Consider the following 26233-nt stretch of genomic DNA (forward strand, 5'->3'; position numbering starts at 1 on the left):
GCCGTGTACCGCTGGGAACTCACCCGCGCCGCGCTGGAGCAGCGCGTCCTCGCCATCGTGCGCAGCGACAGCTACGAACGGGCCACGACGCTCGCCGACACCCTGCTCAGCGCGGGGATCACCAGCCTGGAGATCTCCCTCACCACCCCGTTCGCGCTGGAGGCCGTCGGCACGCTCCAGCGGGAGACCGGCGACGAGGCGGTGATCGGCGCGGGCACCGTCCTCGACGCGGCCTCCGCGCGGATGGCCGTGGACGCGGGCGCCCGCTTCCTCGTCTCGCCCAGCCTGGACGCCGAGGTGATCCGCACCGGACACCGGTACGGCGTGCCGGTGTTCCCCGGCGTGTCCACCCCGAGCGAGGTCGTCACCGCGCTGGAGCTGGGCGCGGACGCGCTGAAGCTGTTCCCCGCCTCGGCGTTCGGGCCCGGCTGGATCAAGGACGTACGGGCCGCGCTGCCGCAGGCCGCGCTGGTGCCCACCGGCGGGGTCACGCCCGACAGCGCGCCGGGGTGGATCGCGGCGGGCGCCGTCGCCTGCGGCATGGGCTCGGCGCTGTCCGAGGGGGACCGGGCGACGGTCGGCAAGCGCGTCGCGGATCTGCTGGCACGCCTGGAGGACGCCGACGCCGGGGCCTGAACTCGCCCTCGCCCCCGCGTCACGGGGCTCGACCGATGTGGCGTCGACGGTGCCCGTCACGGCAGGATGGCGCCCCATGAGGATCACTGAGTGCCGGGAGGGCGACGTAGAGCTGCTGGACCGCCATATGCCGTCACCCGGTGCCACCTCTCAGCACGCGCGGCGCTTCGCGCGGCACGTGGAGCGCTCGGGCACCTTCCTCGTCGCCTGGCGCGGCGAACTGCCCGTCGGCAGCTGCGAGGTGCGCTGGGACGGCTGCGAGGCGCCGGAGGTCAGACTCGCGCACGCGTCCTGCCCGGAGATCAGTGGGCTGGGCGTGTGGCCGGAGGTGCTCCGCTCGGAGCGCACCGGCACCGCGCTGATCGAGACTGCCGAGAAGCTCGTACGCGGGCGCGGCCACGCGTCCGTCGGCCTCGGCGTGGAGAAGAACAACCCGCGTGCGGAAGCCCTCTACTTCCGCCTCGGCTACCACCCTTCGGTGGCCTATCTGGCCTGCTGGTCCTACGAGGACGCCACCGGCATGGCCCACCAGGTGGCGGACGCCTGCACGTTCATGTACAAGACGTTCGGCAGCCCGTAGCGGCCGCGCTCCCCGCGCCCCTCGCGCCCCTCGCGCGCGTCACGGCTTGCGTGCCACGCCCGCCCACAGCGAGGCCGCGGCGTCGTCCACGCCGGCCGGCGAGTCGTCGTCCCCCGGCCGCCAGCGGTGCGCCACCACGACGCCCGGGTCCACCAGCTCCAGCCCGTCGAAGAAGCGGGTGACCTCCTCCTTGCTCCGGGCCTGCCCCTCCTTCATGCCGCGCCGCGACTGCTTCAGCGTCTCCGTCAGCCGCGCCCAGGTCTCCGGGTCAAGGTCGGCGGTGACGTGCGACAGCATCAGATAGCTGCCCGAAGGCAGCGCGCTCACCAGCGCCTCGACGAGCTCGTACGGTCTCTCCTCGTCGGTGATGAAGTGCAGCAGCGCCATCAGCGAGAGCGCCACGGGCTCGTTCAGATCGAGGGCTTCGCGCAGCTCGGGCGCGCTGAGGATGCTCTCGGGGTCCGTGGCGTCCGCGTGCAGATAGACCGTACGGCCCTCGGGCGTGCTCTCCAGCAGCGCCTCGGAGTACGTGAGCACGATCGGGTCGTTGTCCGCGTACGCGACCCTGGTCTCCGGCGCGATGGCCTGCGTGACCTGGTGCAGATTGGGCTCCGTGGGGATGCCCGCGCCGATGTCGAGGAACTGCCGTATGCCCGCCTCGGCCGCCAGCCACCTCGCGCCGCGGCGCATGAACCAGCGGTTGACGCGGGCGCACGTGCGGACGTTCGGCCACAGCGAGATGACGGCCTCGGCCGCCTCCTCGTCGACGCCGTAGTGCGTTTTGCCGCCGAGGAAGTAGTCGTACATGCGCGCCGAGTGCGGCGTCGTGGTGTCGATGTTCTCGACCCGGAAGCTGTAGCCGGTCATTCGCGAGCCTCTCCGTGGCACGGTCGGTGGAGCACGGGTCTGGGGAACACGGATCTGTGGGGCACGGGACTGTGGGTCACAGGTCTGAGGAACAGGGGCAAGTGGAGCACGGTCAAGTGGAGCACGGTCAAGTGGAGCACGGTCAGTTGAGCAGGAAGTCGGCGTCGCCGTTCTTGGCGCCCTCGATGAAGGTCTCGATCTCGTGCAGCGTGTATATGAGGGCCGGTCCGTCCGGATCGCTCGACTGCCGCAGCGCCACACGCCCGTCAGTGAGCTTCAGGGCCTCCACGCAGTTGCCGCCGTTGGTGCCGCTCCAGGGCTTGTGCCAGCCGTGGGCACCGAGGTCTTTGGCGGGCATGCCGTTGTAGATGGGGTCCATGCGATCCATGGTCAGAGCTCCTTGCGCAAGTCACCGAGGATCCGCTCGGTGTCTCCTAGCGGCGCGGCCTGCGCGCCCATTCGGTCCAGTGCCTCCAGGTAGGCAACGGTGTCAGGGCGCTCGTCGTGATAGACGGCGCCCGTCAGGCTCTCGGAGTAGACGATGTCCGGAAGTTCCGGAATGTCGAATCGGAAGAGCTGAAAAGGGCCGAACATGCCGGGATGCGGACCGGTGGCGAACGGCAGGATCTGCAGCGTGACGTTGGGCATCGCGGCGGCCGTGATCAGCCGGTCGAGCTGGCCGCGCATCACGTCGGCACCGCCGACGGGTCTGCGCAGCACGGTCTCGTCGATGACGGCCCACAGTCTCGGCGGGGACGCCCGGGTCAGCAGCGACTGTCGCTCCATGCGCAGCGCGACCCGGCGGTCGAGCTCGTCGTCGGGCGCGTTCGGGAAGCCGACGCGCAGCAGGGCGCGGGCGTAGTCCGCGGTCTGGAGCAGCCCGGGGACGCAGTGGGGCTCGTACGCGCGGATGATGCCCGCCGCCTCCTCGAGGCTGACGTAGAGGCTGAACCAGCTGGGCAGCACGTCGCGGAAGCGGTGCCACCAGCCCGGGTTGCCGGCCTCCTCGACCAGCGCGAGGAACGACTCGGTCTCCGACTCGGGGACGTCGTAGACCTGCAGGAGCTTCTCCACGTACACCGGCTTGAGGCCGACGTCGGCCTTCTCCATCCGGCGGATCGTGGTCTGGTTGACGCTCAGTGCCCTGGCGGCCTGTTCGAAGCTGACGCCGGCCCGTTCCCGCAGGTCCTTGAGCCGCAGACCGAGGACGATCTGCCCCACGGTCGGCGCTGATCGCGCGTCAGGCACCGCCGTCACCCCCCTCGGGTCCCGGTTCTTTAGCGGTCAACTGTTCTTTACACAAGCAGTGTTACACGCCGGCGACGGAACCAACAGCCTGCGACGACTATTCTGCAATTCGCAGAACGCCCCTTGCCATATGCCCATCGCGGGTTGGATAGTTGAGACCAGACGTTCGCAAGTCCAAGTCATCTGTGGATGAAAGGCGGAGTGGCCGTGGCCTTACCTCGTGGCACCACGGTGCTCGCGCTGCCGCAGGAGGACGGCGCGGACACCGAACTGCTGTGGGCGGGCTTCGAGCTACCCGCCCACGACGCCGCCGTCGTTGACGCACGCCGCCGGGTGCACCGTCAGCTGCGCCGCTGGGCGTTCCCGCCCGAGGTGTGCGACACCGCGCAGCTGCTGGTCTCGGAGCTGTTCACCAACGCCGTGCTGCACAGTGACAGTTCGCGGATCAGCTGCCTCATGCACGGGGGCGGCACCCGGTTGCGGATAGAGATCCACGACCAGGGGAGTGAGTCCGCGGTGCCGTTGCCCTGCTGGGCGACGCCCGACGACGAGCACGGACGCGGACTGCTCCTGGTGGACACCCTCTCCGAGGAGTGGGGCGTCGACCGTACGGGGGAGGAGGGGGGCCGTGTGGTCTGGGTGGAGCTGGGGCCCATTTCCACCTGACCGGCACGGCGGTCGGTACGGGACGGGGGGCCGTACCGACCAGGGGGCAAGCCAGCGGGGGATGCACCGGGCCCGGCCCGGACCCGGAGCCTCGTCCCGGGTCCGGGCCGGGAGCGGCGGGGACCGTACGGGCCGTGGGGGGCCGTTACGGTCCCCGCTCCCGGTTCCGGGACCCTGCGCGCGCGGTGTGCGTACGGTCTGCGCGCGTCCGCGGCACGGCCCGCACGGCTAGGATCGGCGGATGTCCGCCTCCGCCGACTCGTTCGACCACGCCATCGACGCATGGCGCGAGTGGCAGGCCAGCCCGTGGGGGCGGCTGCGCTACGCGCTCGCCGAGCACAACCTCGCCCGCCACACGCCCGCCCTCGGCCGCGGCCCGCTCCGCGTGCTCGACCTGGCCGGTGCCGACGGCGCCGACGCCGTCCCGCTCGCGGTCCGCGGGCACCACGTCACCGTCGTCGACTACTCGCCGGGCATGCTCGCCGCCGCCCGCGACCGCGCACGCGCGGCCGACGCCGGCGAGCGGCTGGCCACCGTACTGGCGGATGTGCTGGACCTGCCCGCCGAGGTGCGCGGCGCCACGTACGACCTGGTGCTGTGCCACAACCTGCTCCAGTACCAGGAGGAGCCCGGTCCGGTGCTGCGTACGGTCGTCCCCCTCGTACGCCCCGGCGGCCTGCTGTCCGTGATGGCGATCAACCGGCACTCGGCCCCGCTCGCCCTCGCCGTCCGCTCCCTCGACCCGGCGGCCGCGCTGCGCGCGCTCGGCGAACGGCAGAGCCGTTCCGCGACCTTCGACGCCGGACTCACCCTGCACACCGCCGAGGAGATCACCGCCGAGCTCACCGTGCTGGGCTGCACCGGCGTACGGCACTACGGCATCCGTACGGTCGCCGACCACATCACCGACGACGCCCGCAAGCGCGACCCCGCCTTCTACGCCGACCTCGAAGCGCTGGAGCTGGCGCTGACGGACCGCGAGCCGTACGTGCACACCGCGCGGATCTTCCACCTGGTGGCCGGGGTGCCGGGCGGCGGGCCCGCGGCGGGGTAACCGGGGCGGGGCGACGGGCGGGGCGGGAGCGATTTTGTCCGGACAATCGAACGTATCGCTTCCCGTCCCTCCGGGCACGGGTTACGCTCCGCAGGTGGCCAAGAAGGATCCGGTGGACCTCCAGCTCAGCGTGGACCGCAGCAGCCCGGTCCCGCTCTATTTCCAGCTCTCGCAGCAGCTCGAAGCCGCCATCGAGCACGGAGACCTCGCCCCCGGCAGCCTGCTCGGCAACGAGATCGAGCTCGCCGGGCGCCTCGGCCTGTCCCGGCCCACGGTCCGGCAGGCGATACAGGCGCTGGTCGACAAGGGCCTGCTGGTACGCCGCCGCGGCATCGGCACCCAGGTCGTGCACAGCCAGGTGCGCCGGCCGCTGGAGCTGAGCAGCCTGTACGACGACCTCGAGGCCGCCGGCCAGCAGCCCGCCACCCGGGTGCTCCGGCTGGAGACCCAGGAGGCCGGCGCGGAGGCCGCCGCCGCGCTCGGCATCGCGGAGGGCACCGAGGTACGCGTGGTGGAGCGGCTCCGCCTGACCCACGGCGAGCCCATCGCGTACCTGCGCAACCACCTGCCGCCCGACGTGCTCAAGGCCGAGGCCGACGAGCTCGAACGCACCGGTCTGTACCGGCTGATGCGCGGCGCGGGCATCACCCTGCACAGCGCACGCCAGTCGGTGGGCGCGCGCGCCGCCACGGCGGCGGAGGCGGAGCTGCTCGACGAGCGGCGTGGGGCACCGCTGCTGACGATGCAGCGGACGACGTTCGACGACACGGGCCGCGTGGTGGAGTTCGGCTCGCACCTGTACCGGGCGTCGCGTTACGCGTTCGACTTCCAGCTGCTCGTAAGGAGTTAGCGTGCCGCGCGTCCGGCGCGCGCGTGAAGGTTCCTGCCAGTCCAAAGGGTTGACGGTCCCGGAACCTGGCGATAACTTTCGCGAAATCGATTTCAAGCCGCATCTGTCACTGTCCCTCGGAGGACCGCGATGCCCCCACGATCCCGTACCGCACGTCTGCTGACGGCAGGCGCGCTGGCCCTGGCGACCGCCGCACTGGCAGTCCCGGCGGGCGCCTCGCCGGGCGGCGACGGCGCCAAGTCAGACGCCAAGTCCGGCGCCAAGGCCGCCGATTCGCCACCCGCCAGCGATTACTTCTCCACCGTCAACATCGACAACCGCGCCAGCGTCGGCGCGCCCACCGTCGGCGACAACAAGAACCACGGTGACCTCTGGCCCAATTGCTGGTCTGACGATGACAACGTTTACACGGCCTACGGCGACGGACTCGGCTTCGACGCCTCTTACCATGACATCGGCGTCGCCAGGATTTCCGGCATGCCCGGCAACCTGACCGGCGAGCAGCTGGCCGAGGGCGACGCCGTCGGCAAGGTCTGGAACGACGGGCACACCCGCAAGCCCACCGGCATGGCCTGCGTCGACGGCGCGCTCTACCTCGCCGTCCAGGACCTGGCGTCCGACTTCAACTCCGCGCCCGCCGCGACGATCGCCAAGTCCACCGACAAGGGCAGGACCTGGACGTACGACAAGAACGCGCCGATGTTCGGCAACGGCGTCTTCTCGACCGTCATGTTCCTGGACTACGGCAAGGACTACGCCGAGGCCCCCGACGACTACGTCTACGCCTACGGCCTCGACCACAACTGGCGTGACTCGTTCAACGACCGCGTCCCGGACCCCGTGGACCTCTTCATGGCCCGCGTCCCCAAGGACTCCGTGCAGAACGAGGGCGCCTGGCAGTACGTCAGCGGCTACGACGGTTCGGGGCAGCCCACCTGGTCGGACAACATCGCCGACCGCAAGGCCGTCCTCCACGACGACCGGCACATCTACCAGGACGTGTTCACGGACGGCCGGGTGGAGAACACCACCGTCCTCGGCCAGGGCGGCATCGTCTACAACAAGGCGCTGAAGCGCTACATCTACACCTCGTGGACCGAGTACACCTTCGAGTTCTACGAGGCGCCCAACCCCTGGGGCCCCTGGAAGCACTTCAAGACGAAGGACTTCGGCGGCTACCCCTGGAACACCGCCGAGAAGCACGGCGGCTACGCCACGACCGTCCCGTCCAAGTACATCAGCGCGGACGGCAAGTCGATGTGGCTCCAGTCCAACGTGTGCCCGTGCGGCGGCGGCATCCCGCCGGACAACCAGTACGCGTACACCTTCTCCCTGCGCAAGATGAATCTGGAGCCGTACGCGGAGTCCGCCCCCGGCAACGGCCCCGACCCGGCCCGCAACCTGGCCCGCGAGCCCGGCACCAGCCCGGTCGAGCGCGCCACGCACTTCGGCCGCACCGGCTCGTACAACGACGGTGACAAGCAGGGCAGCGAGGACGACTGGAACGACGAGCGCAAGACGGCCAGCTGGTGGGGGTACGAGTGGCCGCGCTCGTACACGATGGACAAGGTCGCCTACACCACCGGCAAGATGTACGAGGACGGCGGCTGGTTCAACGACCTGCGGGTGCAGGTGCGCAAGAACCACGAGTGGGTGGACGTCACCGGCCTCCAGGTGACCCCGTCGTACCCTGCGGACGGCAGCGCCGGGCCCAACAAGACGTACGAGCTCACCTTCGACGCCACCGACGGTGACGGCGTACGGGTGATCGGTGCGCCGGGCGGCAGCCGTACGTTCACCTCGATCGGCGAGCTGGAGGTGGCGTACGCGGGCGGCTGAGGGCCGCTGAGGACCCGCTGACCGTGCGGGCGGCTCCGGGGCGGCACGTGCCCGTTCCGGAGCCGTTCGACTCCGCCGTGACCAGCCCATTGACGCTGGGGTAACGCCAGGCTAGAACTCCGCCATGGTGCAACGGCGTACAGCGCGAACAGCGGCAGTCCTGGTGACCGCGGTGCTCCTTGCCGCCGGATGCAGCAGCACCGGCGGCAAGGAGGCCGAGGAGAAGGACTCGGAGGCCGGCGGGGGCAAGGGTGTGAACACCCCGCGGATGGACATCGCGATGGTGTCGCACTCCGGTGAGGGCGACACGTTCTGGGACATCGTCCAGAGCGGCGCCAAGCAGGCGGCGGCCAAGGACAACGTCGCCTTCGACTACTCCCACGACAAGGCCGGGCCGCAGCAGGCCCAGCTGGTGCAGACCGCCATCGACAAGAAGGTCGACGGGCTGATCGTCACGCTCGCCAAGCCGGACGCGGTGGGTCCGGTCGTCGAGAAGGCCGTCAAGGCGGGCATTCCGGTCGTCACCATCAACTCCGGTGGCGAGCACTCCGCGAAGCTCGGCGCCCTCTCCCACATCGGCCAGGACGAGACGATCGCCGGCGAGGCCGTGGGTGAGGAGCTCAACAAGCGCGGCCACAAGAAGGCGCTCTGCATTATCCACGAGCAGGGCAACGTCTCGCTCAACGAACGCTGCGAGGGCGTCGCCCGCACCTTCGACGGCAAGGTCGACAACCTCAACGTCGACGGCACGAACATGCCCGACGTCCAGTCCTCCGTCACCGCGAAGCTCCAGGCCGACGACGCCATCGACACGATCGTCGCGCTCGGCGCCCCGTTCGCCGCCACCGCCGCCAAGGCCACCGAGGAGACCGGCACCAAGGCCGAGATCAACACCTTCGACCTGAACGCCAAGGTGGTCGCCGGACTCGACGACGGGTCGATCGGCTTCGCCGTCGACCAGCAGCCGTACCTCCAGGGCTACGAGGCGGTCGACGCGCTGTGGCTGCACGCGTACAACGCCAACGAGCTCGGTGGCGGCAAGCCCGTACTCACCGGCCCGGCCATCGTGACGGAGAAGGACGTGCCGCGGCTGGAGAAGTACACCAAGCGTGGGACCCGGTGAGGGGCCGCCGGTCGGCGGTGACCGATACTGTTCCGCAGTTCCGCAGCGATCATGAGGACGACCTGCGGCGAACACCCCGTCGAGAGGTCAGCACACCGTGTTCACGGAGCAGCAGGCACGCCGCCGTCCCCGCCGCCGGTCGCGGATGCTCGGAGCAGCGGTCGTGGCGGGGGTGACCGCCGCCGCCCTGGCGGGGTGCAGCAGTACGGGAGGCAAGCGTGCCGAGGAGCGGCGCGCGGCCGACGCCGGGGGCGAGTCCGCGGTGGACACCCCGCGCTGGAAGGTCGCGATGGTCACCCACTCGGGAGACGGCGACACGTACTGGGACATCGTGCAGAGCGGCGCCAAGCAGGCGGCCGTGAAGGACAACATCGAGTTCCTCTACGCGCACGACAAGGAGGCCGGGCGGCAGGCGCAGCTCGTCCAGTCGATGATCGACAAGAAGGTCGACGGGCTGGTCGTCACCCTCGCCAAACCGGACGCCATGAAGTCCGTGGTACAGAAGGCCGTCAAGGCGGGCATTCCGGTCATCACGATCAACTCCGGCCAGGAGCAGTCCAAGCAGTTCGGCGCCCTCACCCACATCGGCCAGGACGAGACGGTCGCGGGCGAGGCGGTCGGCGACGAGCTGAACAAGCGCGGTGGGAAGAACGCCCTCTGCGTCCTGCACGAGCAGGGCAACGTCGGCCACGAACAGCGCTGCGACGGCGTCGAGAAGACGTTCAAGGGCAAGCTGAAGAAGCTCTACGTGGACGGCACGAACATGCCCGACGTGCAGTCCTCCGTGACCGCCAAGCTCCAGTCGGACGACGCCGTCGACACGGTCGTCACCCTCGGCGCCCCGTTCGCCGCCACCGCGGTCAAGGCGGCCGACGAGGCGGGCAGCGACGCCCGTACGGTCACCTTCGACCTCAACGCCAAGGTGGTGGACGGGCTGGAGGACGGCTCGGTCGGCTTCGCGGTCGACCAGCAGCCGTACCTCCAGGGCTACGAGGCCATCGACCTGATGTGGCTGTACCGCTACAACGCCGACATGCTCGGCGGCGGCAAGCCCGTCCTCACCGGCCCGCAGATCCTCACCAAGAAGGACGCACCCGAACTGGCCGACTACACGGAACGGGGGACGCGATGACCACCACGCCCACGGCCAAGGCGACGGCCGAGGCACCGGACGAGCGGCTGGTGCACCGGTCGCTCGTACGCAGCGCGATGAGCCGCCCCGAACTGGGTGCGGTGGTCGGCGCCGTCGCCGTCTTCATCTTCTTCTCGGTCATCGCCGACAGCTTCCTGGAGACGGCCAGCCTCTCCACGGTGCTGTACGCCTCGTCCACCATCGGGATCATGGCGGTGCCGGTGGCGCTGCTGATGATCGGCGGCGAGTTCGACCTGTCGACGGGCGTCATGGTGACCAGCTCGGCGCTGGTCTCCTCGATGTTCAGCTACCAGATGACGGCCAACGTCTGGGTCGGCATCGGCGTCTCGCTGCTCGTCACCCTCGCCATCGGCTGCTTCAACGGCCTGATGCTGACCCGTACGAAGCTGCCCAGCTTCATCATCACGCTCGGCACCTTCCTGATGCTCACCGGCCTCAACCTCGGGCTGACGAAGCAGATCAGCGGCACCGTCTCGACCAAGAGCATCAGCGACATGGAGGGCTTCCCCGCCGCGCAGAAGGTCTTCGCGTCCCAGCTGACGCTGTTCGATGTCGAGTTCCAGGTCACCATCCTGTGGTGGCTCGGCCTGGTCGCGGTCGCCACCTGGATACTGCTCCGCACCCGCGCCGGGAACTGGATCTTCGCGGTGGGCGGCGGCTCCGACGCGGCCCGCGCGGTCGGCGTCCCCGTCGCCCGTACGAAGATCGGCCTCTACATGGGCGTCGCGCTGGCCGCCTGGATCTCGGGCCAGCACCTGCTGTTCAACTACGACGTCGTGCAGTCCGGTGAGGGCGTGGGCAACGAGCTGATCTACATCGCCGCCGCCGTCATCGGCGGCTGCCTGCTCACCGGTGGCTACGGCTCCGCGGTCGGCGCGGCGGTCGGCGCGTTCATCTTCGGCATGACGAGCAAGGGCATCGTGTACGCGCAGTGGGACCCGGACTGGTTCAAGTTCTTCCTGGGGGCGATGCTGCTGCTCGCCACCCTGCTGAACGCGTGGATTCGCAAGCGGGCGGAGGCGAGCTGATGAGCGCCCTGATCGAGCTGACGGACGTCAGCAAGCACTACGGCCACATCAAGGCCCTCGACGGGGTCTCCCTGGAGGTGCACGCGGGCGAGATCACCTGCGTACTCGGCGACAACGGCGCGGGCAAATCCACCCTCATCAAGATCATCGCGGGGCTGCACCAGCACGACGCGGGCGGCTTCGCCGTGGAGGGCGACGAGACCCGGCTCGGCTCCCCGCGCGAGGCGCTGGACCGGGGCATCGCCACCGTGTACCAGGACCTCGCGGTGGTCCCGCTGATGCCGGTCTGGCGGAACTTCTTCCTCGGCTCGGAGCCCACCGTGGGCCGGGGCCCGTTCGCCCGGCTCGACGTGGAGCGCATGCGCCGTACGACCCACGCGGCGCTCCTGCGCATGGGCATCGACCTGCGCGACGTCGACCAGCCGATCGGCACCCTGTCGGGCGGCGAACGGCAGTGCGTGGCCATCGCCCGCGCCGTCCACTTCGGCGCGAAGGTGCTGGTGCTGGACGAGCCGACGGCGGCGCTCGGCGTGAAGCAGTCGGGCGTGGTGCTGAAGTACGTGGCGAACGCGCGCGACCAGGGCCTCGGCGTGGTCCTGATCACCCACAACCCGCACCACGCGTATCTGGTGGGGGACCGCTTCGTACTGCTGAAGCGCGGGATGATGGCGGGCAGCCACGCCCGCCAGGACATCGACCTGGACGAGCTCACCCGCCAGATGGCGGGCGGCAGCGAACTGGAGCAGCTCAGCCACGAGCTGGAACGTACGAACGGTTCGGACGCCGCGGACGGCACGGACTGACGGTTTCGTCGGGCCGGAGGCGGCCTCCGGCGGGTCCTCAATCGCCGGACGGGCTGGAAAATCCAGCCCGTCGCGGCACACCCGTGCGTCGGGGTGCAGGCAGGCGGTCCGGGCAAGGCCCTAAGCCACACGTGGCACAATCAGCACGCGGGCTCTCATGCCACTCCGACCGACGAACCAGATCACGCAGAGACGAGACGACCGTGCGCGCACCCACCCGCTGCCGCCAGCGCATCCGCTCCGCCTTCAGCGCAGGTGTCACAGCGTGAGCACGTACCGCGACCGTGCGTACCGCCGGAACGCCCCCAGCGCGAGCGTGCTGCGGACCGTGAGCACGCGCGAGCGGCGCTCGCATCTGTCCGCGCCGCGCGTGCCCACCGTCGGCATCGACATCGGCGGTACGAAAGTGATGGCCGGTGTCGTGGACGCCGACGGGCACATCCTGGAGCGGGTCCGTGCCGAGACGCCGGACAAGTCCAAGAGCCCCAAGGTCGTCGAGGACACCATCGCCGAGCTGGTGCTCGACCTGTCCGACCGGCACGACGTGCACGCCGTCGGCATCGGCGCCGCGGGCTGGGTGGACGCGGACCGGTCCCGCGTGCTGTTCGCCCCGCATCTCGCGTGGCGCGACGAGCCGCTGAAGGACGCGCTCACCGCGCGCCTCGCGGTGCCGGTCATGGTCGACAACGACGCCAACACCGCCGCCTGGGGCGAGTGGCGCTTCGGGGCCGGCCGGGGCGAGGACCACCTCGTGATGATCACCCTGGGCACGGGCATCGGCGGCGCCATACTGGAGGACGGCCGGGTCAAGCGCGGCAAGTACGGTGTCGCGGGCGAGTTCGGGCACATGCAGGTGGTGCCGGGCGGGCACCGCTGCCCGTGCGGCAACCGCGGCTGCTGGGAGCAGTACAGCTCCGGCAACGCGCTCGTCCGCGAGGCCCGCGAGCTGGCCGTCGCGGAGTCACCGGTGGCGTACGGCATCATCGCCCGCACCGGCGGCCAGCCCGGGGACATCACCGGGCCGATGATCACGGAGCTGGCCCGGCAGGGCGACGCGATGTGCGTCGAGCTCCTCCAGGACATCGGCCAGTGGCTCGGCATCGGCATCGCCAACCTCGCCGCCGCCCTCGACCCGTCCTGCTTCGTCATCGGCGGCGGCGTCAGCGCGGCCGACGAACTCCTCATCGATCCCGCGCGCGACGCGTTCCGCCGGCATCTCACCGGCCGCGGCTACCGCCCCGAGGCCCGTATCGCCAAGGCGCAGCTCGGCCCCGAGGCGGGCATGGTCGGCGCGGCCGATCTGGCCCGGCTGGTCGCCCGCCGCTTCCGGCGCGCGAACCGGAGACGGCTGGAGCGGTACGAGCGGTACGAGCGCGCCGCCGACAACTTCCGCCGGGCGGTGGGCCAGTGAGCACCTCTTCCAGCACCCACACCGGACCCGGCGGTCGCCGGTACGACCGCGAGTCCGCCGACGAGCAGCTCGCGGACCGCGAGCGCGCGGACCACGAGCGCGCCGATCACGAGCACGAGGAACACGAGCGCGCCGACCAGGACGCCACGGGCGACCGCGCCCCCGGTGCGGCGGAGGAGCCGATGGACCCGCCGACGCCGGACGAAACCCCCGACGAGACCCCCGGCGAGACGCCGGACCAGACGCCCGACCCGGCGGCCGACGGAACGCCCGGCCGCGACTCCCCGCAGTGGCTGCGGCGTCGGCTGATCACGCTGCTCGTGGTCGTGCTGCTGATCGCGATTCCCGCCGGCTATCTGGTGATGTCCGCGTTCGTGAGCCGTGACAGCGGCCGGGTGAAGGCCCGCGAGGCCACCCTCACCGGCCTGGACTGGCACTGGCCGAGCCGCGTGCAGCAGCGCATCTACGACGTGGACATCCCGAACGGCGCCAGTCACGTCGCGTTCTACGAGCAGAACTCGTGGAAGGTCAGCTCCCTGCACGCGCAGTTCCACATCGGCAACCAGGGCCTGGAGTCGTTCCTCAAGTCGGTCGGCACCTCGCGCTCCGAGCTGAAGCGGGGCTGGACGCACGGGGTCGCCAAGGAGCAGGCGGACAAGGTCGGCTGGAACTTCCAGACCCCCGGGCACCGCTACTGGAGCCTTGTCCACCAGCGCTCCAAGGGCACGCCCGAGCTGGAGATCACGGTGGACACCGCGTCCCCGAAGTGGCCGCGCGTGTACGTCGTCTCGACCGTGAAGTTCCGCGGCCCGTAACCGGCCGCCCGCTCCCGGAACCGTAATTTCCGGACCCGTGAAGCGGACCGGCCGTATCCCTCGATAGCGTGAACGGGTGAGCGAGACGAAGACCCTCCAGCACCGGACCGACGGCCCGGACGACGCCCCGCTGCTCGTCCTGGGCCCCGCGCTGGGCGCCACCTGGCACATGTGGGACCGGCAGATCCCCGAGCTGACCCGGCACTGGCGCGTCCTGCGCTTCGATCTGCCCGGCCACGGCGGCGCCCCCGCGCACGCCGCCTCCGCCGCGGCCGACTACGCGCAGCGGCTGCTCGCCACCGTGGACGCGCTCGGCGTGGACCGGTTCGGCTACGCCGGCTGCTCCCTCGGCGGCGCGATCGGCGCCCAGCTCGCGCTGGACCACCCGCAGCGCGTCTCGTCGCTGGCGCTGGTGTCCTGCTCGGCCCGGCACGGTACGCCCGACGCGTGGCGGCAGCGGGGCGTCGTCGTCCGCACCAACGGGCTGGAGCCCATCGCCGCCTCCACCCCCGAACGCTGGTTCACGTCCGCCTTCGCGGCCGCCCAGCCCGCGATCGTGGAGTGGGCCGTGCAGATGGTCCGTACGACCGACCCGGGCTGCTACATCGCGGCCTGCGAGACGCTGGCCGCGTTCGACATACGCACGGAGCTGTCCCGGATCGGCGTACCCGCGCTGGTCGTGGCCGGCGCCGAGGACGAGGCCACGCCGCCCGCCGACGCGCGGGCCCTGGTCGCCGGCATACCGGACGCCCGGCTCGCGATCGTCCCGGGCGCCTCGCACCTGGTGCCCGTGGAGCAGCCCGGAGCCGTCACCGAGCTGCTGATCCGCCATCTGACCACCACCTGGCAGCAGTCCGCCGCCGGCCCGCCCGCCCCGGCTCCCGTGATCGCCCCCGAGCCGCAGCAGGCGTCGGCCGTGGCCGAACTGGAGGCGGCGGAGGCGCCCGCCGTACGGGCCGACCCGTACGAAGCGGGCATGAAGGTGCGCCGCGAGGTGCTGGGCGACGCCCACGTGGACCGGGCCGCCGAGAACGCCGACGACTTCACGCAGGACTTCCAGGACTTCGTCACCCGCTACGCCTGGGGCGAGATCTGGAACCGGCCCGGCATCGACCGCCGTACGCGCTCCGTCGCCACGCTCACCGCGCTGACCGCCCGCGGCCACTTCGACGAGCTGGCCTTCCACACCCGCGCGGCGCTCCGCAACGGCCTCACCCCGGCGGAGATCAAGGAGATCCTGCTGCACACCGGCGTCTACTGCGGAGTACCGGCCGCCAACACGGCCTTCTCCGTCGCCCAGCGGGTGATACAGGAGGAGACGGCGCCGGAGGCGTAACGTCCCGGCGCGTGGCGCGTAGCACAATGGCGGCCATGGAACTCACCAAGAAGGGCCACGCGTGCGTGCGCCTGACCAAGGGCGACCGCACGCTGGTGATCGACCCCGGCGGCTTCAGCGAGCCGGACGCGGCGATCGGCGCCGACGCGATCCTGGTCACCCACGAGCACCCGGACCACTTCGACGAGAGCCGGCTGCGCGCCGCCATGGAGGCGAATCCGGCGGCCGCGATCTGGACGCTGGGCAGCGTCTCGGGCCAGATCTCGGCGGCGTTCCCGGGCCGCGTGCACACGGTGGGGCACGGCGACACGTTCTCCGCGGCGGGCTTCGACGTGGAGGTGCACGGCGAGCTGCACGCGGTGATCCACCCGGACATTCCGCGCATCACGAACGTCGGTTACGTGGTGGACGGTTCCGTCTTCCACCCCGGCGACGCCCTGACCGTGCCCGACCGCCCCGTGGACACGCTGTTGCTGCCGGTGCACGCGCCCTGGAGCAAGGTCGCCGAGGTCATCGACTATCTGCGCGAGGTACGGCCGCGGCAGGCCTACGACGTCCACGACGGCCTGCTCGGCGAGCTCGGGCACACGGTCTACGGGCGGATGCTCGGCCCCGGCGGTCCGGGCGTGGGCGGCGCCGAGCACACCCGGCTGACACCGGGCACCAGCGTGCCTGTCAGTGCCGGGCGGTAGGTTTCCCCGTATGCGAATCGCGACCTGGAACGTCAACTCGATAACAGCCAGGCTTCCCAGGCTGCTGGCCTGGCTCGAATCCTCGGGCACGGACGTGGTGTGCCTGCAGGAGCTGAAGTGTTCCGCGGAGGCCTTCCCCGCCGAGCAGCTGCGCGAGCTGGGGTACGAAGCGGTGGTGAACGCCTCCGGGAGGTGGAACGGCGTCGCGGTGCTGTCCCGCGTCGGCCTGGCCGACCCCGTGGTGGGGCTGCCGGGCGGGCCGCCGTTCGACGGCGGGCAGGAGGCCCGCGCGGCGGCGGCCACCTGCGGCGGCGTCCGGGTCTGGTCGGTGTACGTGCCGAACGGGCGCGAGGTCGGCCACCCGCACTTCGCGTACAAGCTGGAGTGGCTCGCGGCGCTGCGCAAGGCCGCCGAGCCGGATGCGGCGGGGGAGCTGCCCTTCGCGGTGCTCGGCGACTTCAACGTCGCGCCGACGGACGACGACGTGTGGGACATCTCGCGCTTTGACGGCGCCACGCACGTCACCGACGCGGAGCGCGCCGCGCTGGCAGCGCTCCGCGACGCGGGGCTGGCGGACGTGATGCCGAGACCGCTGAAGTACGACCACCCCTTCACGTACTGGGACTACCGCGAGCTGGGCTTCCCCAAGAACCGGGGCATGCGCATCGACCTCGTGTGCGGCAACGCGCCGTTCCAGTCCGCCGTGCAGGACGCGTACGTGGACCGGGAGGAGCGCAAGGGCAAGGGCGCCTCCGACCACGCGCCGGTCGTGGTGGACCTGGAGCCGTAAGGGCCCCGGCGGGGACGGCCGGGCGTACGGGCGCGCGGCCCGTCATGGCACGAGCGCGCGCAGGTCGACCGACTCGCCCAGCGCCCGCAGCCCCGCGTCGCCCGGGTGCAGATGGTCGCCGCTGTCGTAGTCCGCGCGCATCCGTTCGGGCCGCGCCGGATCGCGCAGCACCCGGTCGAAGTCGAGCACGGCGTCGAAGGCGCCGCCGCTGTGCCGTACGAACGCGTTGACCGCCGTGCGCCGCGCGTCCACCTCCGGCGTGCAGTCCGGATAGCCGCCGCACGGGGTGATCGTGGCGCCCACCACCCGGAGGCCGCGTTCCCGCGCGCGGTCGGCGATGGCCCGCATGCCCGCGATCACCTCGTCCGAAGTGGCGCCCCAGCGCACGTCGTTGATGCCCTCGAAGAGGACAAGCGTACGGACCCCGGTCTGCCCGAGTACGTCCCGTTCCAGCCGGTGCTGCGCGCTGACGCCGCCCGTGTCGGTGCTGATGCCGTCGCCGGGATAGCGGTCGCTGACGATGCGGTTGGCCGAGATGCCGTGGTTCAGCACGCCGTACGCGGGCACCGCGGGGTCACGCCCGCCGTCCAGCAGACGGCCCGCCAGCACGTCCGGCCAGCGCGCGTTGGCGCCAGGCGTCGACTTCACGCCGTCGGTGATCGAGTTGCCGAGCGTCACGACCGACCCCGGGCCGCCGCGTACGTCCACCCCGGTCAGCAGCGGCCACATGTGCAGTGCGCGGGTGTACGCGGTGCCGTCCGGTTCGCCCGTACGGTCGCCGCTGCCCGCCTCGCTCAGATACGACTGCTGCAGCGCCTCGCTGTGCACCGGAGCCGCCGCCACCGGTTCCGGCAGATGGATGCTGACCAGCAGGTTCGTATCCGCGAGCACCTCGAAGCCGACCGGGTCGCTGAACGCCTGCGCGCCCGCCGGCACGGACACCCCCGCCCGCCCGCCGAACCGCAGCGGCACCGGCCGCTCCCGCGCCGACGCCCCCTCGCCCTGTACGGCGACCGACGCCGCGCCGATCCGCACCGGTGCGGACGCGAACGTGTTCTCCAGCCGGACGCGCGCCTGCGGCCCGCCGGCCGAGGTGTGCACCACCAGCCGCATCGTCTGGTCGCGCCACGTCCCGACGCTCGGATATCCGGCGGTGCTCGCCGACCAGGTGCCCGTCCAGCCCGGCGCGCCCGAGCGCACCGACGCGGCGAAGACGTGCAGATCGCCCTGGGGCCCGGGATCGGCGGGCAGCGTCACGGACACGATGTCCCGCCCCCGTACGGCCGGCACCGTCACCGCGTACAGCTTCGCTTTCGCGACGTGCTGGCCGCCGTCGCGCTGGTTGACGTGCGGCAGCGCGACCGCCTTGGTGGCGAGCGGGCCGCCCTGCCAGTCGGGGGCCCGCAGCACGTACGGCGACGAGGAGCCGTCGGCGTAGCGCACCAGCCCGCTGCCGCTCACCTCGGTGCCGGGGCCGTCCGGTGACGTGGCCGCCACCAGGAAGGAGACGGCGTCGCCGCGCCCGTTCAGCCGTACGTGCTGCCCGTCGGCCCGTACGTTGTCCGGCTCGCCCGGCGCCCGGTCCGGCCAGCGCAGCCGCGCCCCGTCGAAGTCCAGGGCGCGGCCGCGTGTCCAGCCGGCGGCCGACAGGTCCTGTGCGGAGAGGGAGTTGCCGGCGCCGTCGAAGTCGGCCTCGGCCGGGCGGGCGTCGTCGCTCACCGCCCGGTTGTCGAAGAGCCGCTCCAGCGGGAGCGGCTCGGAGGGGTGCGACGGGGGACGGTCGGCGGCGTACGCGGAGGCCGTGACCGCGGGGCCGGTGAGACAGGTGAGGGAGGTGAGACAGGTGAGACCGAACGCGGTCAGGGTGCTCCACAGACATCTGCGCACGTGTGTGTGCCCTTTCGCCGGATTCAGCGTGCCGTTGCCGAGCGTTGCGTTGCCGTACGTGAGCCGTGCCGTGCGTTTAACGCGGTGACGCGTGTGCGGTGCCATGCCGTGCCGTGCCGCGTGCTGTGCCCGCGTGGTGCGGGTGGTGCGCCTGTGTTGTGCGGTGGGCGTGTGCGGGCTGTGCCGGATGTCATCTCGCGATAACAACACCCCTGGCCGGGCCGTTCTTCCGCAGCGCGCCTGTGGCGTTCGCGGCACCGTGGATGCCACCCTGACCCGTATGAACATCCCCTTCCTGGACAACTGGCGCAAGAGGCACGGGGAGGAGGACGGCGGCGTCGCCCTCTCGGACGCCCTCTCCGGCGATCCCGAGGGCGTTGCCCAACTCCTCTCCGAGTGCGAGCTGCTGCGCGACCAGGCGAGGAGGGCGGGAGTGGAACTGGACGACACGGCCGACTCGTTGGCCGCCCTCGACCAGCTGCTGCCGCGCTGGCGCGACGACGCCGAAGTGGTGCCGTGGCTCGGCGGCGACGCCGGGCTCTACCTCGGCACCGTGATCGTGCGTACGGTGCCGGGCTCGGTGTGGGCGCTGTGGCCCGACGGCCAGCCGGTCGTACGGCTGCCGTCAGGGCGCGAGGTGGACGTGCTGGAGGACGGCCACTCCTGGGCGGAGACCGGCACTCCGGAACTGTCGCAGACCTACGCGGAGGTCGCCGAGGGCTGAGACGGCCCCGTGTCGCCGCCGCGTCGCCGTGCGCGGCGCGAACCGGTCGCCGCGGGCGCCGGGTTGGTGGCCGTACGGGTGACGTCCGCGATCAGCTCGACCACGTCGGGGCCGTACGCCTGCGAGTTGACCACCTTGAGCAGCAGGCAGAAGTCGCCGCCCAGCCCGTACTTGCGGGCCAGCCGCGTCTGGTGCCGGGCGAGGTAGCGGGCCGCGGCCTGGTTGGTGATGGAGCGCTGGCCGCAGAACAGGAACACCGGGCGGGTGTTCTCGGACTGGCCCGCGGTGAGCCGGGCGAGCAGCACGTACTCGGCGGTGCCGTTCTCCAGCGCGTAGCGCTCGCCGCCGATGCTGAACGCGCCGCGGTCCGGGCCCGGTTCCATGTCCGTGTTCACCGCGACGCCCGGCAGCAGCGACTGCAGATGGGCGGCCATACGGCGGTTGGAGACCGGGCCGCCGACGCAGAACTCGGTGCGTTCGCCGAAGCCCTGGTGCGCGGTCTCGTGCGAGATGACGTCGGCGTGCGCGCCGCAGTCCTTGATCATGGCGGACAGTTCGAGCAGGGCGAAGACGTCGTGCCGGGCCACCGCCCAGTCGCTCGTACCGGCGTCGCGGTTCACGACGAGCACGCACTCGGAGTGGTCCGGGAGCCCCAGGAACCGCTGTTTGCGGTGGAGTTTGCGGCGCCACAGGTACGTACGGGCCAGCCAGCCGACGGCGGCCGCGATACCGGCCCCCACCACGCCGAGCAGGATCTCGCGCAGGTTCTCCGTCATAGGGCGGCAGCGTACATGTCATGAAGGTCCTGTGGTCACCGGATGCTGACGAGTCCGTCGGTACCGGGCTACGCTGCGCGCCAGCCGATCACTGGAGGTCCGATGCGCCGCCGCCCCGCCCGCGTACTGTCCCTGCTGACCGCACTCGGAGCGGTCGGCGCACTGACCGCCGCGGCCGGTCCCGGCACCGCACCCGCCACCGGATCCGCCGAACCACCGCCCAAGTCACCCGTCGCCGTGGGCAACGGCGGCGCCGTCTCCAGTGTCGACCCGGACGCGTCCGCCGCGGGCATCGAGGTACTCCGGCGCGGCGGCAACGCGGTCGACGCCGCCGTCGCCACCGCCGCCGCGCTCGGCGTCACCGAGCCGTACTCCGCGGGCGTGGGCGGCGGCGGGTACTTCGTCTACTACGACGCGGGCAGCGGCCGCGTCCACACCCTCGACGGCCGGGAACGCGCCCCGCTCAGCGCCGGCGAGGACCTGTTCCTCGAGGACGGCGAGCCCATCCCGTTCGCGGACGCCGTGACCAGCGGCCTCAGCGTTGGCACCCCCGGCACCCCGGCCACCTGGGAGGAAGCGCTGGACGCCTGGGGCAGCACCTCGCTCCGTACGGCGCTGCGGCCCGCCGAGCGGCTGGCGCGCGACGGCTTCACGGTGGACGAGACGTTCCGCGACCAGACCGCGGCCAACGAGGACCGCTTCCGCGACTTCCCCGCCAGCGCCGAACTCTTCCTCCCCGGCGGCGAACTCCCCGAGGTCGGCTCCACCCTCCGCAACCCCGACCTGGCCCGCACGTACCAGCGGCTGGGCCGCGAGGGCGCCGACGCGATGTACGAGGGCGAGCTGGCCCGCGACGTCGTCCGCACCGTACGCACCCCGCCCGTCGCGCCAGACGCCGAACGCGAGGTGCGGGCGGGCGACCTGCGCATGGCCGACCTGCGCGACTACGGAGTGCGGGACCAGAAGCCGACCCGGATCGGCTACCGGGGGCTGGACGTGTACGGAATGGCGCCGTCCTCGTCGGGCGGTACGACGGTGGGGGAGGCGCTGAACATCCTGGAGCGGTACGAGGGGGGTGACGGCGCCCGCGCCGACGCCGGTGCCGGTGGCTCCGCCGGTGAACGCGAGCGGTTGCACCGCTACATCGAGGCGAGCCGTATCGCGTTCGCCGACCGAGGCCGCTGGGTCGGCGACCCGGAGCACGCGGACGTGCCCACGCGCGGGCTGCTGTCGCAGCGGTACGCCGACTCCCGCGGCTGCCTGATCCAGGACGACAAGGCCCTCACCAGCCCGCTCGCCCCCGGCGACCCGCGGCACCCCGAGGACTGCGGGGACGGCGGCAAGGCGGCGCCGCTGACGTACGAGGGCGAGAGCACGACGCATCTGACGACCGCCGACAAGTGGGGCAATGTCGTCTCGTACACCCTCACCATCGAGCAGACCGGCGGCAGCGGCATCACCGTGCCCGACCGCGGCTTCCTGCTGAACAACGAGCTGACCGACTTCTCGTTCGCGCCCGCCGACCCCGACGTCCCCGACCCGAACCTGCCGGGCCCCGGGAAGCGCCCGCGCTCGTCGATGTCGCCGACGATCGCGCTGGAGAACGGCGAACCGGCGTTCGCGCTGGGCTCACCGGGCGGCTCCACGATCATCACGACCGTGCTGCAGACGGTGCTCAACCACGTCGACCGGGGCATGCCGCTGCACGAGGCGATCGCCGCGCCGCGGGCCAGCCAGCGCAACACCGAGCAGACCGAGCTCGAACCGGGCCTGTGGGACAGCCCCGTACGCGCCGAGCTGGAGGCACTGGGCCACAGCTTCAAGGCGAACCCGGAGATCGGCGCGGCGACGGGTGTGCAGCGGCTCGACGACGGGCGGTGGCTGGCCGCCGCGGAGAAGACCCGCCGCGGCGGCGGATCGGCCCGCGTCCTCGACCCCTCGGACAGCTGACGACCAAGGCCAGCCAAATCAAGCCCTCGGGTACTTGAGGGCGTACCTCAGCCAAATCAAGCCCGTCCGGCGATTGAGGACGGCCCTCGGCCACGAAGCACGCGCGCTGGGCCAAGCGCCCGGACCCACCACCGGCGGTGGCCGCTCCGGGCCGTCCTCAAACGCCGGACGGGCGGGGTTGTGGGCGGTTCGGGCCGGAGAGAAAGCGCTGCTCCGTACGCCGTACGGAGCACGATCGATCCCGCGACCTGGCGCCGATGCTCTTGCCACAGTCCTGGGCGGGATTTACCGTCGCATCCTTACGCGGGACTACGCGGATCTTCGCGGATCTACGCGGGTCAAACCCGGCTGACGCCCGTACAAAGGAGCTGCTCATGCCCGATGTTCTGCGCGCCGCACTGGTGCAGGCGACCTGGACCGGCGACACCGAGTCGATGATCGAGAAGCATGAGAAGCACGCGCGCGAGGCGGCCCGCCAGGGCGCGCGGATCATCGGCTTCCAGGAGGTGTTCAACGCGCCCTACTTCTGCCAGGTCCAGGACGCCGAGCACTACAAATGGGCGGAACCCGTGCCCGACGGGCCGACCGTGCAGCGGATGCGGGAGCTGGCCCGGGAGACCGGGATGGTCGTCGTCGTGCCGGTCTTCGAGGTCGAGCAGTCCGGCTTCTACTACAACACCGCCGCCGTCATCGACGCCGACGGCACCGTCCTCGGCAGCTACCGCAAGCACCACATCCCGCAGCTGAAGGGCTTCTGGGAGAAGTTCTACTTCAAGCCGGGGAACCTCGGCTGGCCCGTGTTCGACACCGCCGTCGGCAAGGTCGGCGTGTACATCTGCTACGACCGCCACTTCCCGGAGGGCTGGCGCGCCCTCGGGCTGGCCGGCGCGCAGCTCGTCTACAACCCGTCGGCGACATCGCGCGGCCTGTCCTCGTACCTGTGGCAGCTGGAGCAGCCCGCCGCGGCCGTCGCCAACGAGTACTACATCGCTGCCATCAACCGGGTCGGCGTCGAGGAGTACGGCGAGAACGACTTCTACGGCACCAGCTACTTCGTCGACCCGCGCGGCCAGCTCGTCGGCGACGCCGCCAGCGACAAGGAGGAGGAGCTGGTGGTCCGCGACCTCGACATGTCGCTGATCGAGGAGGTGCGCCAGCAGTGGGCGTTCTACCGGGACCGGCGGCCCGACGCGTACGACGGGCTGGTGCAGCCGTGACCGAGCCCCGCGATCTGCACGAGCGGCACCGCGCCGTCCTGCCCGACTGGCTCTCCCTCTACTACGAGCGTCCGCTGGAGCTCACGCACGGCGAGGGGCGGCACGTCTGGGACGCCGACGGCCGCCGCTATCTGGACTTCTTCGGCGGCATCCTCACCACCATGACGGCGCACGCGCTGCCCGAGGTCACCAAGGCCGTCAGCGAGCAGGCCGGGCGCATCCTGCACACCTCGACGCTCTATCTCGACCGGCCCATGGTCGAGTTGGCGGAACGTATCGCCGGGCTGTCCGGCATCCCCGACGCGCGGGTCTTCTTCACCACCTCCGGCACGGAGGCGAACGACACCGCGCTGCTGCTGGCCACCACGTACCGGCAGTCCAACCAGATCCTGGCGATGCGGAACAGCTACCACGGCCGTTCCTTCTCCGCCGTCGGGATCACCGGCAACCGCGCCTGGTCGCCGACCAGCCTGTCGCCGCTGCAGACGCTGTACGTGCACGGCGGCGTCCGTACCCGCGGCCCGTACGCGCACCTCGACGACGCGGAGTTCACCGCCGCCTGCGTCGCGGACCTCGAGGACATGCTGGGCCAGACCCGCGGGGGAGTGGCGGCGCTGATCGCCGAACCGGTGCAGGGCGTCGGCGGGTTCACGGCCCCACCGGACGGGCTGTACGCGGCGTTCCGCGAAGTGCTCCAACAGCACGGCATCCTGTGGATCTCGGACGAGGTGCAGACGGGCTGGGGCCGTACGGGCGACCACTTCTGGGGCTGGCAGGCGCACGGCGCGGCGGGCCCGCCGGACATGCTCACGTTCGCCAAGGGCATCGGCAACGGGATGTCCATCGGCGGTGTCGTCGCCCGCGCCGACATCATGAACTGCCTCGACGCCAACTCCATCTCCACCTTCGGCGGCAGCCCCGTCACCATGGCCGCGGGCAACGCCAACCTGATCCACCTGCTCGAACACGACCTCCAGGGCAACGCCCGCCGGGTGGGCGGCCTGCTGCTGGAGCGGCTGCGCTCGGCCTGCGCCGGGCTGGGCGTCGTGCGGGAGGTGCGCGGGCGCGGCCTGATGATCGGCGTCGAGCTGGTGCGGCCCGGCACCGACGAGCCCTCGCCCGAGGCCGCGTCGCTCGTGCTGGAGGCGGCGCGCGAGGGCGGGCTGCTGATCGGCAAGGGCGGCAGCCACCTGGGCAGCGTGCTGCGCATCGCGCCGCCGCTGTCGCTGACCGTGGCCGAGGCGGAGGAGGGCGCGGACATCCTGGCCCGCGCGCTGCGTACGGCCGACGGCGCGTTCAACGGGCAGGCGGCGGCAGGTACTTCGCAGACCGGAACCAGTCAGGACACCGAGGGGAGTGCCGGACAGTGAGCCGTACAGTCATCCGCGGCGGCCTCGTCATCACCGCCAGCGACGAGGTGCACGCCGACGTACTGATCGAGGACGGGCGGATCGCCGCCCTCGCCGCACACGGCAGCTCGACGGCCGAGAGCTGGTCGGCGGAGAGCACCATCGACGCGACCGGGAAGTACGTCCTGCCGGGCGGTGTCGACGCGCACACGCACATGGACTTCCCGTTCGGCGGCACGTTCTCGTCCGACACGTTCGAGACCGGCACCCGGGCCGCGGCCTGGGGCGGCACCACCACCATCGTCGACTTCGCCGTCCAGACCCGCGGGCACGCGCTGCGCGAGGGGCTGGACCAGTGGCACGCGAAGGCCGACGCGCAGTGCGCCATCGACTACGCGTTCCACATGATCCTCTCCGATGTGCACGAGGGCACCCTCAAGGAGATGGACCTGCTGGTCGAGGAGGGCATCACCTCGTTCAAGCTGTTCATGGCCTACCCCGGCGTCGTCTACAGCGACGACGGCCAGATCCTCCGCGCCATGCAGCGCACCGCCGCCAACGGCGCGCTCACCATGATCCACGCGGAGAACGGCATCGCCATCGACGTCCTCGTCGAGCAGGCGCTCGCCGAGGGCCGCACCGACCCGCGCTACCACGGCGAGGTACGCAAGGTGCTGCTGGAGGCCGAGGCGACGCACCGGGCGATCCAGCTGTCCAGGGTGGCAGGTTCGCCGCTGTACGTCGTGCACGTCTCGGCCGAGGAGGCGGTCGCCGAACTGGCCGCCGCCCGCGACAAGGACCTCCCCGTATTCGGCGAGACCTGCCCGCAGTACCTCTTCCTGTCCACGGACAACCTCGCGGAGCCCGACTTCGAGGGCGCCAAGTACGTGTGCAGCACGCCCCTGCGGCCGCGCGAGCACCAGGCGGCGCTCTGGCGGGGGCTGCGTACGAACGACCTCCAGGTGGTCTCCACCGACCACTGCCCGTTCTGCTTCAGCGGCCAGAAGGAGCTGGGCCGCGGGGACTTCTCGAAGATCCCGAACGGGCTTCCCGGCGTGGAGCACCGGATGGACCTGCTGCACCAGGCGGTGGTGGAGGGGCACATCACCCGCCGCCGCTGGATCGAGCTCGCGGCCGCCGCCCCGGCCCGTATGTTCGGTCTCTACCCGAAGAAGGGCACCCTCGCGCCCGGCTCCGACGCGGACGTCGTGATCTACGACCCGGCGGCCGAGCAGACCCTGTCCGCAGAGACCCACCACATGAATGTCGACTATTCCGTTTACGAGGGAAAGCGGGTCACGGGACAGGTCGAGACGGTACTCTCTCGCGGCACACCCGTACTCGAACGGCGTTCGTACACCGGCCGGGCCGGGCACGGCCAATACACCCCCCGCGGTATCTGCCAGTACCTCTGACCAGTACCACTGATGGGAGACGAG

25 protein-coding genes are annotated in these 26233 nt (G+C 71.4%); 20 read left to right on the forward strand and 5 right to left on the reverse strand.

Going from position 1 to position 26233, the window contains the following annotated elements; all coding sequences use genetic code 11:
• Positions 1 to 3: 3 nt before the first annotated feature.
• The gene (locus DVA86_RS00280) at positions 4 to 636 is read left to right on the forward strand and encodes a bifunctional 4-hydroxy-2-oxoglutarate aldolase/2-dehydro-3-deoxy-phosphogluconate aldolase (RefSeq protein WP_208874709.1); all 633 of its coding nucleotides are present in this window, start codon (positions 4 to 6) and stop codon (positions 634 to 636) included.
• A gap of 76 nt (positions 637 to 712) precedes the next feature.
• The gene (locus DVA86_RS00285; RefSeq protein ID WP_208874711.1) at positions 713 to 1216 is read left to right on the forward strand and encodes a GNAT family N-acetyltransferase; all 504 of its coding nucleotides are present in this window, start codon (positions 713 to 715) and stop codon (positions 1214 to 1216) included.
• Positions 1217 to 1255: 39 nt separating this feature from the next.
• Here the strand turns inward: DVA86_RS00285 and DVA86_RS00290 are convergent, their stop codons facing one another.
• The 3 genes from DVA86_RS00290 to DVA86_RS00300 all read right to left on the reverse strand — a co-directional run bounded on the left by DVA86_RS00290 (position 1256) and on the right by DVA86_RS00300 (position 3331).
• Positions 1256 to 2083, reverse strand: coding sequence for an SAM-dependent methyltransferase (locus DVA86_RS00290; RefSeq protein ID WP_208874713.1), 828 nt, complete (start codon positions 2081 to 2083; stop codon positions 1256 to 1258).
• A gap of 142 nt (positions 2084 to 2225) precedes the next feature.
• Positions 2226 to 2471, reverse strand: coding sequence for a DUF397 domain-containing protein (locus DVA86_RS00295; protein WP_208874714.1), 246 nt, complete (start codon positions 2469 to 2471; stop codon positions 2226 to 2228).
• 2 nt (positions 2472 to 2473) lie between these two features.
• Positions 2474 to 3331: a helix-turn-helix domain-containing protein gene (locus DVA86_RS00300; RefSeq protein ID WP_208874716.1), complete on the reverse strand. Its 858-nt coding sequence runs from the start codon at positions 3329 to 3331 to the stop codon at positions 2474 to 2476.
• Positions 3332 to 3538: 207 nt separating this feature from the next.
• Between DVA86_RS00300 and DVA86_RS00305 the strand changes: the two genes are divergently transcribed.
• The 13 genes from DVA86_RS00305 to DVA86_RS00365 all read left to right on the forward strand — a co-directional run bounded on the left by DVA86_RS00305 (position 3539) and on the right by DVA86_RS00365 (position 16891).
• A complete protein-coding gene (locus DVA86_RS00305; protein ID WP_245996172.1) occupies positions 3539 to 3997 on the forward strand; it encodes an ATP-binding protein in 459 nt (152 codons plus the stop codon).
• Between the two features lie 241 nt (positions 3998 to 4238).
• Positions 4239 to 5051, forward strand: a complete 813-nt coding sequence (locus DVA86_RS00310; RefSeq protein ID WP_208874720.1) for a methyltransferase domain-containing protein — start codon at positions 4239 to 4241, stop codon at positions 5049 to 5051.
• A gap of 112 nt (positions 5052 to 5163) precedes the next feature.
• Positions 5164 to 5901: a GntR family transcriptional regulator gene (locus DVA86_RS00315; protein ID WP_208884249.1), complete on the forward strand. Its 738-nt coding sequence runs from the start codon at positions 5164 to 5166 to the stop codon at positions 5899 to 5901.
• Positions 5902 to 6030: 129 nt separating this feature from the next.
• Positions 6031 to 7740 carry a glycoside hydrolase family 183 protein gene (locus DVA86_RS00320; RefSeq protein ID WP_208874722.1) on the forward strand — a complete coding sequence of 570 codons (1710 nt, stop codon included), beginning with the start codon at positions 6031 to 6033 and terminating at the stop codon, positions 7738 to 7740.
• A 124-nt stretch (positions 7741 to 7864) separates the two neighbouring features.
• A complete protein-coding gene (locus tag DVA86_RS00325) occupies positions 7865 to 8863 on the forward strand; it encodes a substrate-binding domain-containing protein (RefSeq protein WP_208874724.1) in 999 nt (332 codons plus the stop codon).
• Between the two features lie 145 nt (positions 8864 to 9008).
• Positions 9009 to 9995, forward strand: coding sequence for a sugar ABC transporter substrate-binding protein (locus DVA86_RS00330; protein ID WP_208884250.1), 987 nt, complete (start codon positions 9009 to 9011; stop codon positions 9993 to 9995).
• A complete protein-coding gene (locus tag DVA86_RS00335; protein ID WP_208874726.1) occupies positions 9992 to 11044 on the forward strand; it encodes an ABC transporter permease in 1053 nt (350 codons plus the stop codon). Before DVA86_RS00330 ends, DVA86_RS00335 begins: the two co-directional genes overlap by 4 nt.
• Positions 11044 to 11847, forward strand: a complete 804-nt coding sequence (locus DVA86_RS00340) for an ATP-binding cassette domain-containing protein (RefSeq protein WP_208874728.1) — start codon at positions 11044 to 11046, stop codon at positions 11845 to 11847. The genes DVA86_RS00335 and DVA86_RS00340 overlap by 1 nt, the downstream gene beginning before the upstream one ends.
• Before the next feature lie 265 nt (positions 11848 to 12112).
• Positions 12113 to 13258: an ROK family glucokinase gene (locus DVA86_RS00345; RefSeq protein ID WP_208874730.1), complete on the forward strand. Its 1146-nt coding sequence runs from the start codon at positions 12113 to 12115 to the stop codon at positions 13256 to 13258.
• Positions 13255 to 14073: a hypothetical protein gene (locus DVA86_RS00350; RefSeq protein WP_208874732.1), complete on the forward strand. Its 819-nt coding sequence runs from the start codon at positions 13255 to 13257 to the stop codon at positions 14071 to 14073. Before DVA86_RS00345 ends, DVA86_RS00350 begins: the two co-directional genes overlap by 4 nt.
• Positions 14074 to 14149: 76 nt before the next feature.
• A complete protein-coding gene (gene pcaDC, locus DVA86_RS00355; protein ID WP_208874734.1) occupies positions 14150 to 15409 on the forward strand; it encodes a bifunctional 3-oxoadipate enol-lactonase/4-carboxymuconolactone decarboxylase PcaDC in 1260 nt (419 codons plus the stop codon).
• Between the two features lie 35 nt (positions 15410 to 15444).
• Entirely contained in the window at positions 15445 to 16101 is a 657-nt protein-coding gene (locus DVA86_RS00360; protein ID WP_208874736.1) for an MBL fold metallo-hydrolase, read from the forward strand.
• A 10-nt stretch (positions 16102 to 16111) separates the two neighbouring features.
• Complete coding sequence (locus tag DVA86_RS00365; RefSeq protein WP_208874738.1) at positions 16112 to 16891, forward strand: exodeoxyribonuclease III; 780 nt, start codon at positions 16112 to 16114, stop codon at positions 16889 to 16891.
• Between the two features lie 42 nt (positions 16892 to 16933).
• Here DVA86_RS00365 and DVA86_RS00370 read toward each other — a convergent pair whose 3' ends face one another.
• On the reverse strand, positions 16934 to 18778 hold the full coding sequence (locus DVA86_RS00370; RefSeq protein ID WP_245996174.1) for an SGNH/GDSL hydrolase family protein: 1845 nt from the start codon (positions 18776 to 18778) through the stop codon (positions 16934 to 16936).
• 280 nt (positions 18779 to 19058) lie between these two features.
• Between DVA86_RS00370 and DVA86_RS00375 the strand changes: the two genes are divergently transcribed.
• Positions 19059 to 19502 carry a DUF6278 family protein gene (locus tag DVA86_RS00375; RefSeq protein ID WP_208874740.1) on the forward strand — a complete coding sequence of 148 codons (444 nt, stop codon included), beginning with the start codon at positions 19059 to 19061 and terminating at the stop codon, positions 19500 to 19502.
• Here DVA86_RS00375 and DVA86_RS00380 read toward each other — a convergent pair.
• Positions 19478 to 20278, reverse strand: a complete 801-nt coding sequence (locus DVA86_RS00380) for a hypothetical protein (RefSeq protein WP_208874741.1) — start codon at positions 20276 to 20278, stop codon at positions 19478 to 19480. The two genes, DVA86_RS00375 and DVA86_RS00380, sit on opposite strands and share 25 nt — an antisense overlap.
• 102 nt (positions 20279 to 20380) lie before the next feature.
• On the opposite strand from DVA86_RS00380, the gene ggt reads away from it, so the two are divergent.
• The 4 genes from ggt to hydA all read left to right on the forward strand — a co-directional run bounded on the left by ggt (position 20381) and on the right by hydA (position 26209).
• Positions 20381 to 22228 carry a gamma-glutamyltransferase gene (gene ggt, locus DVA86_RS00385; protein ID WP_208874743.1) on the forward strand — a complete coding sequence of 616 codons (1848 nt, stop codon included), beginning with the start codon at positions 20381 to 20383 and terminating at the stop codon, positions 22226 to 22228.
• Between the two features lie 374 nt (positions 22229 to 22602).
• Positions 22603 to 23445, forward strand: coding sequence for a nitrilase-related carbon-nitrogen hydrolase (locus DVA86_RS00390; RefSeq protein ID WP_208874747.1), 843 nt, complete (start codon positions 22603 to 22605; stop codon positions 23443 to 23445).
• Positions 23442 to 24815 (forward strand): aspartate aminotransferase family protein, encoded by a 1374-nt coding sequence (locus tag DVA86_RS00395; protein WP_208874748.1) that lies wholly within the window; start codon positions 23442 to 23444, stop codon positions 24813 to 24815. Before DVA86_RS00390 ends, DVA86_RS00395 begins: the two co-directional genes overlap by 4 nt.
• The gene (gene hydA / locus DVA86_RS00400) at positions 24812 to 26209 is read left to right on the forward strand and encodes a dihydropyrimidinase (RefSeq protein ID WP_208874749.1); all 1398 of its coding nucleotides are present in this window, start codon (positions 24812 to 24814) and stop codon (positions 26207 to 26209) included. Before DVA86_RS00395 ends, hydA begins: the two co-directional genes overlap by 4 nt.
• The last annotated feature ends 24 nt before the right edge of the window (positions 26210 to 26233 follow it).

This window comes from Streptomyces armeniacus, assembly GCF_003355155.1.
GTDB lineage: Bacteria > Actinomycetota > Actinomycetes > Streptomycetales > Streptomycetaceae > Streptomyces > Streptomyces armeniacus.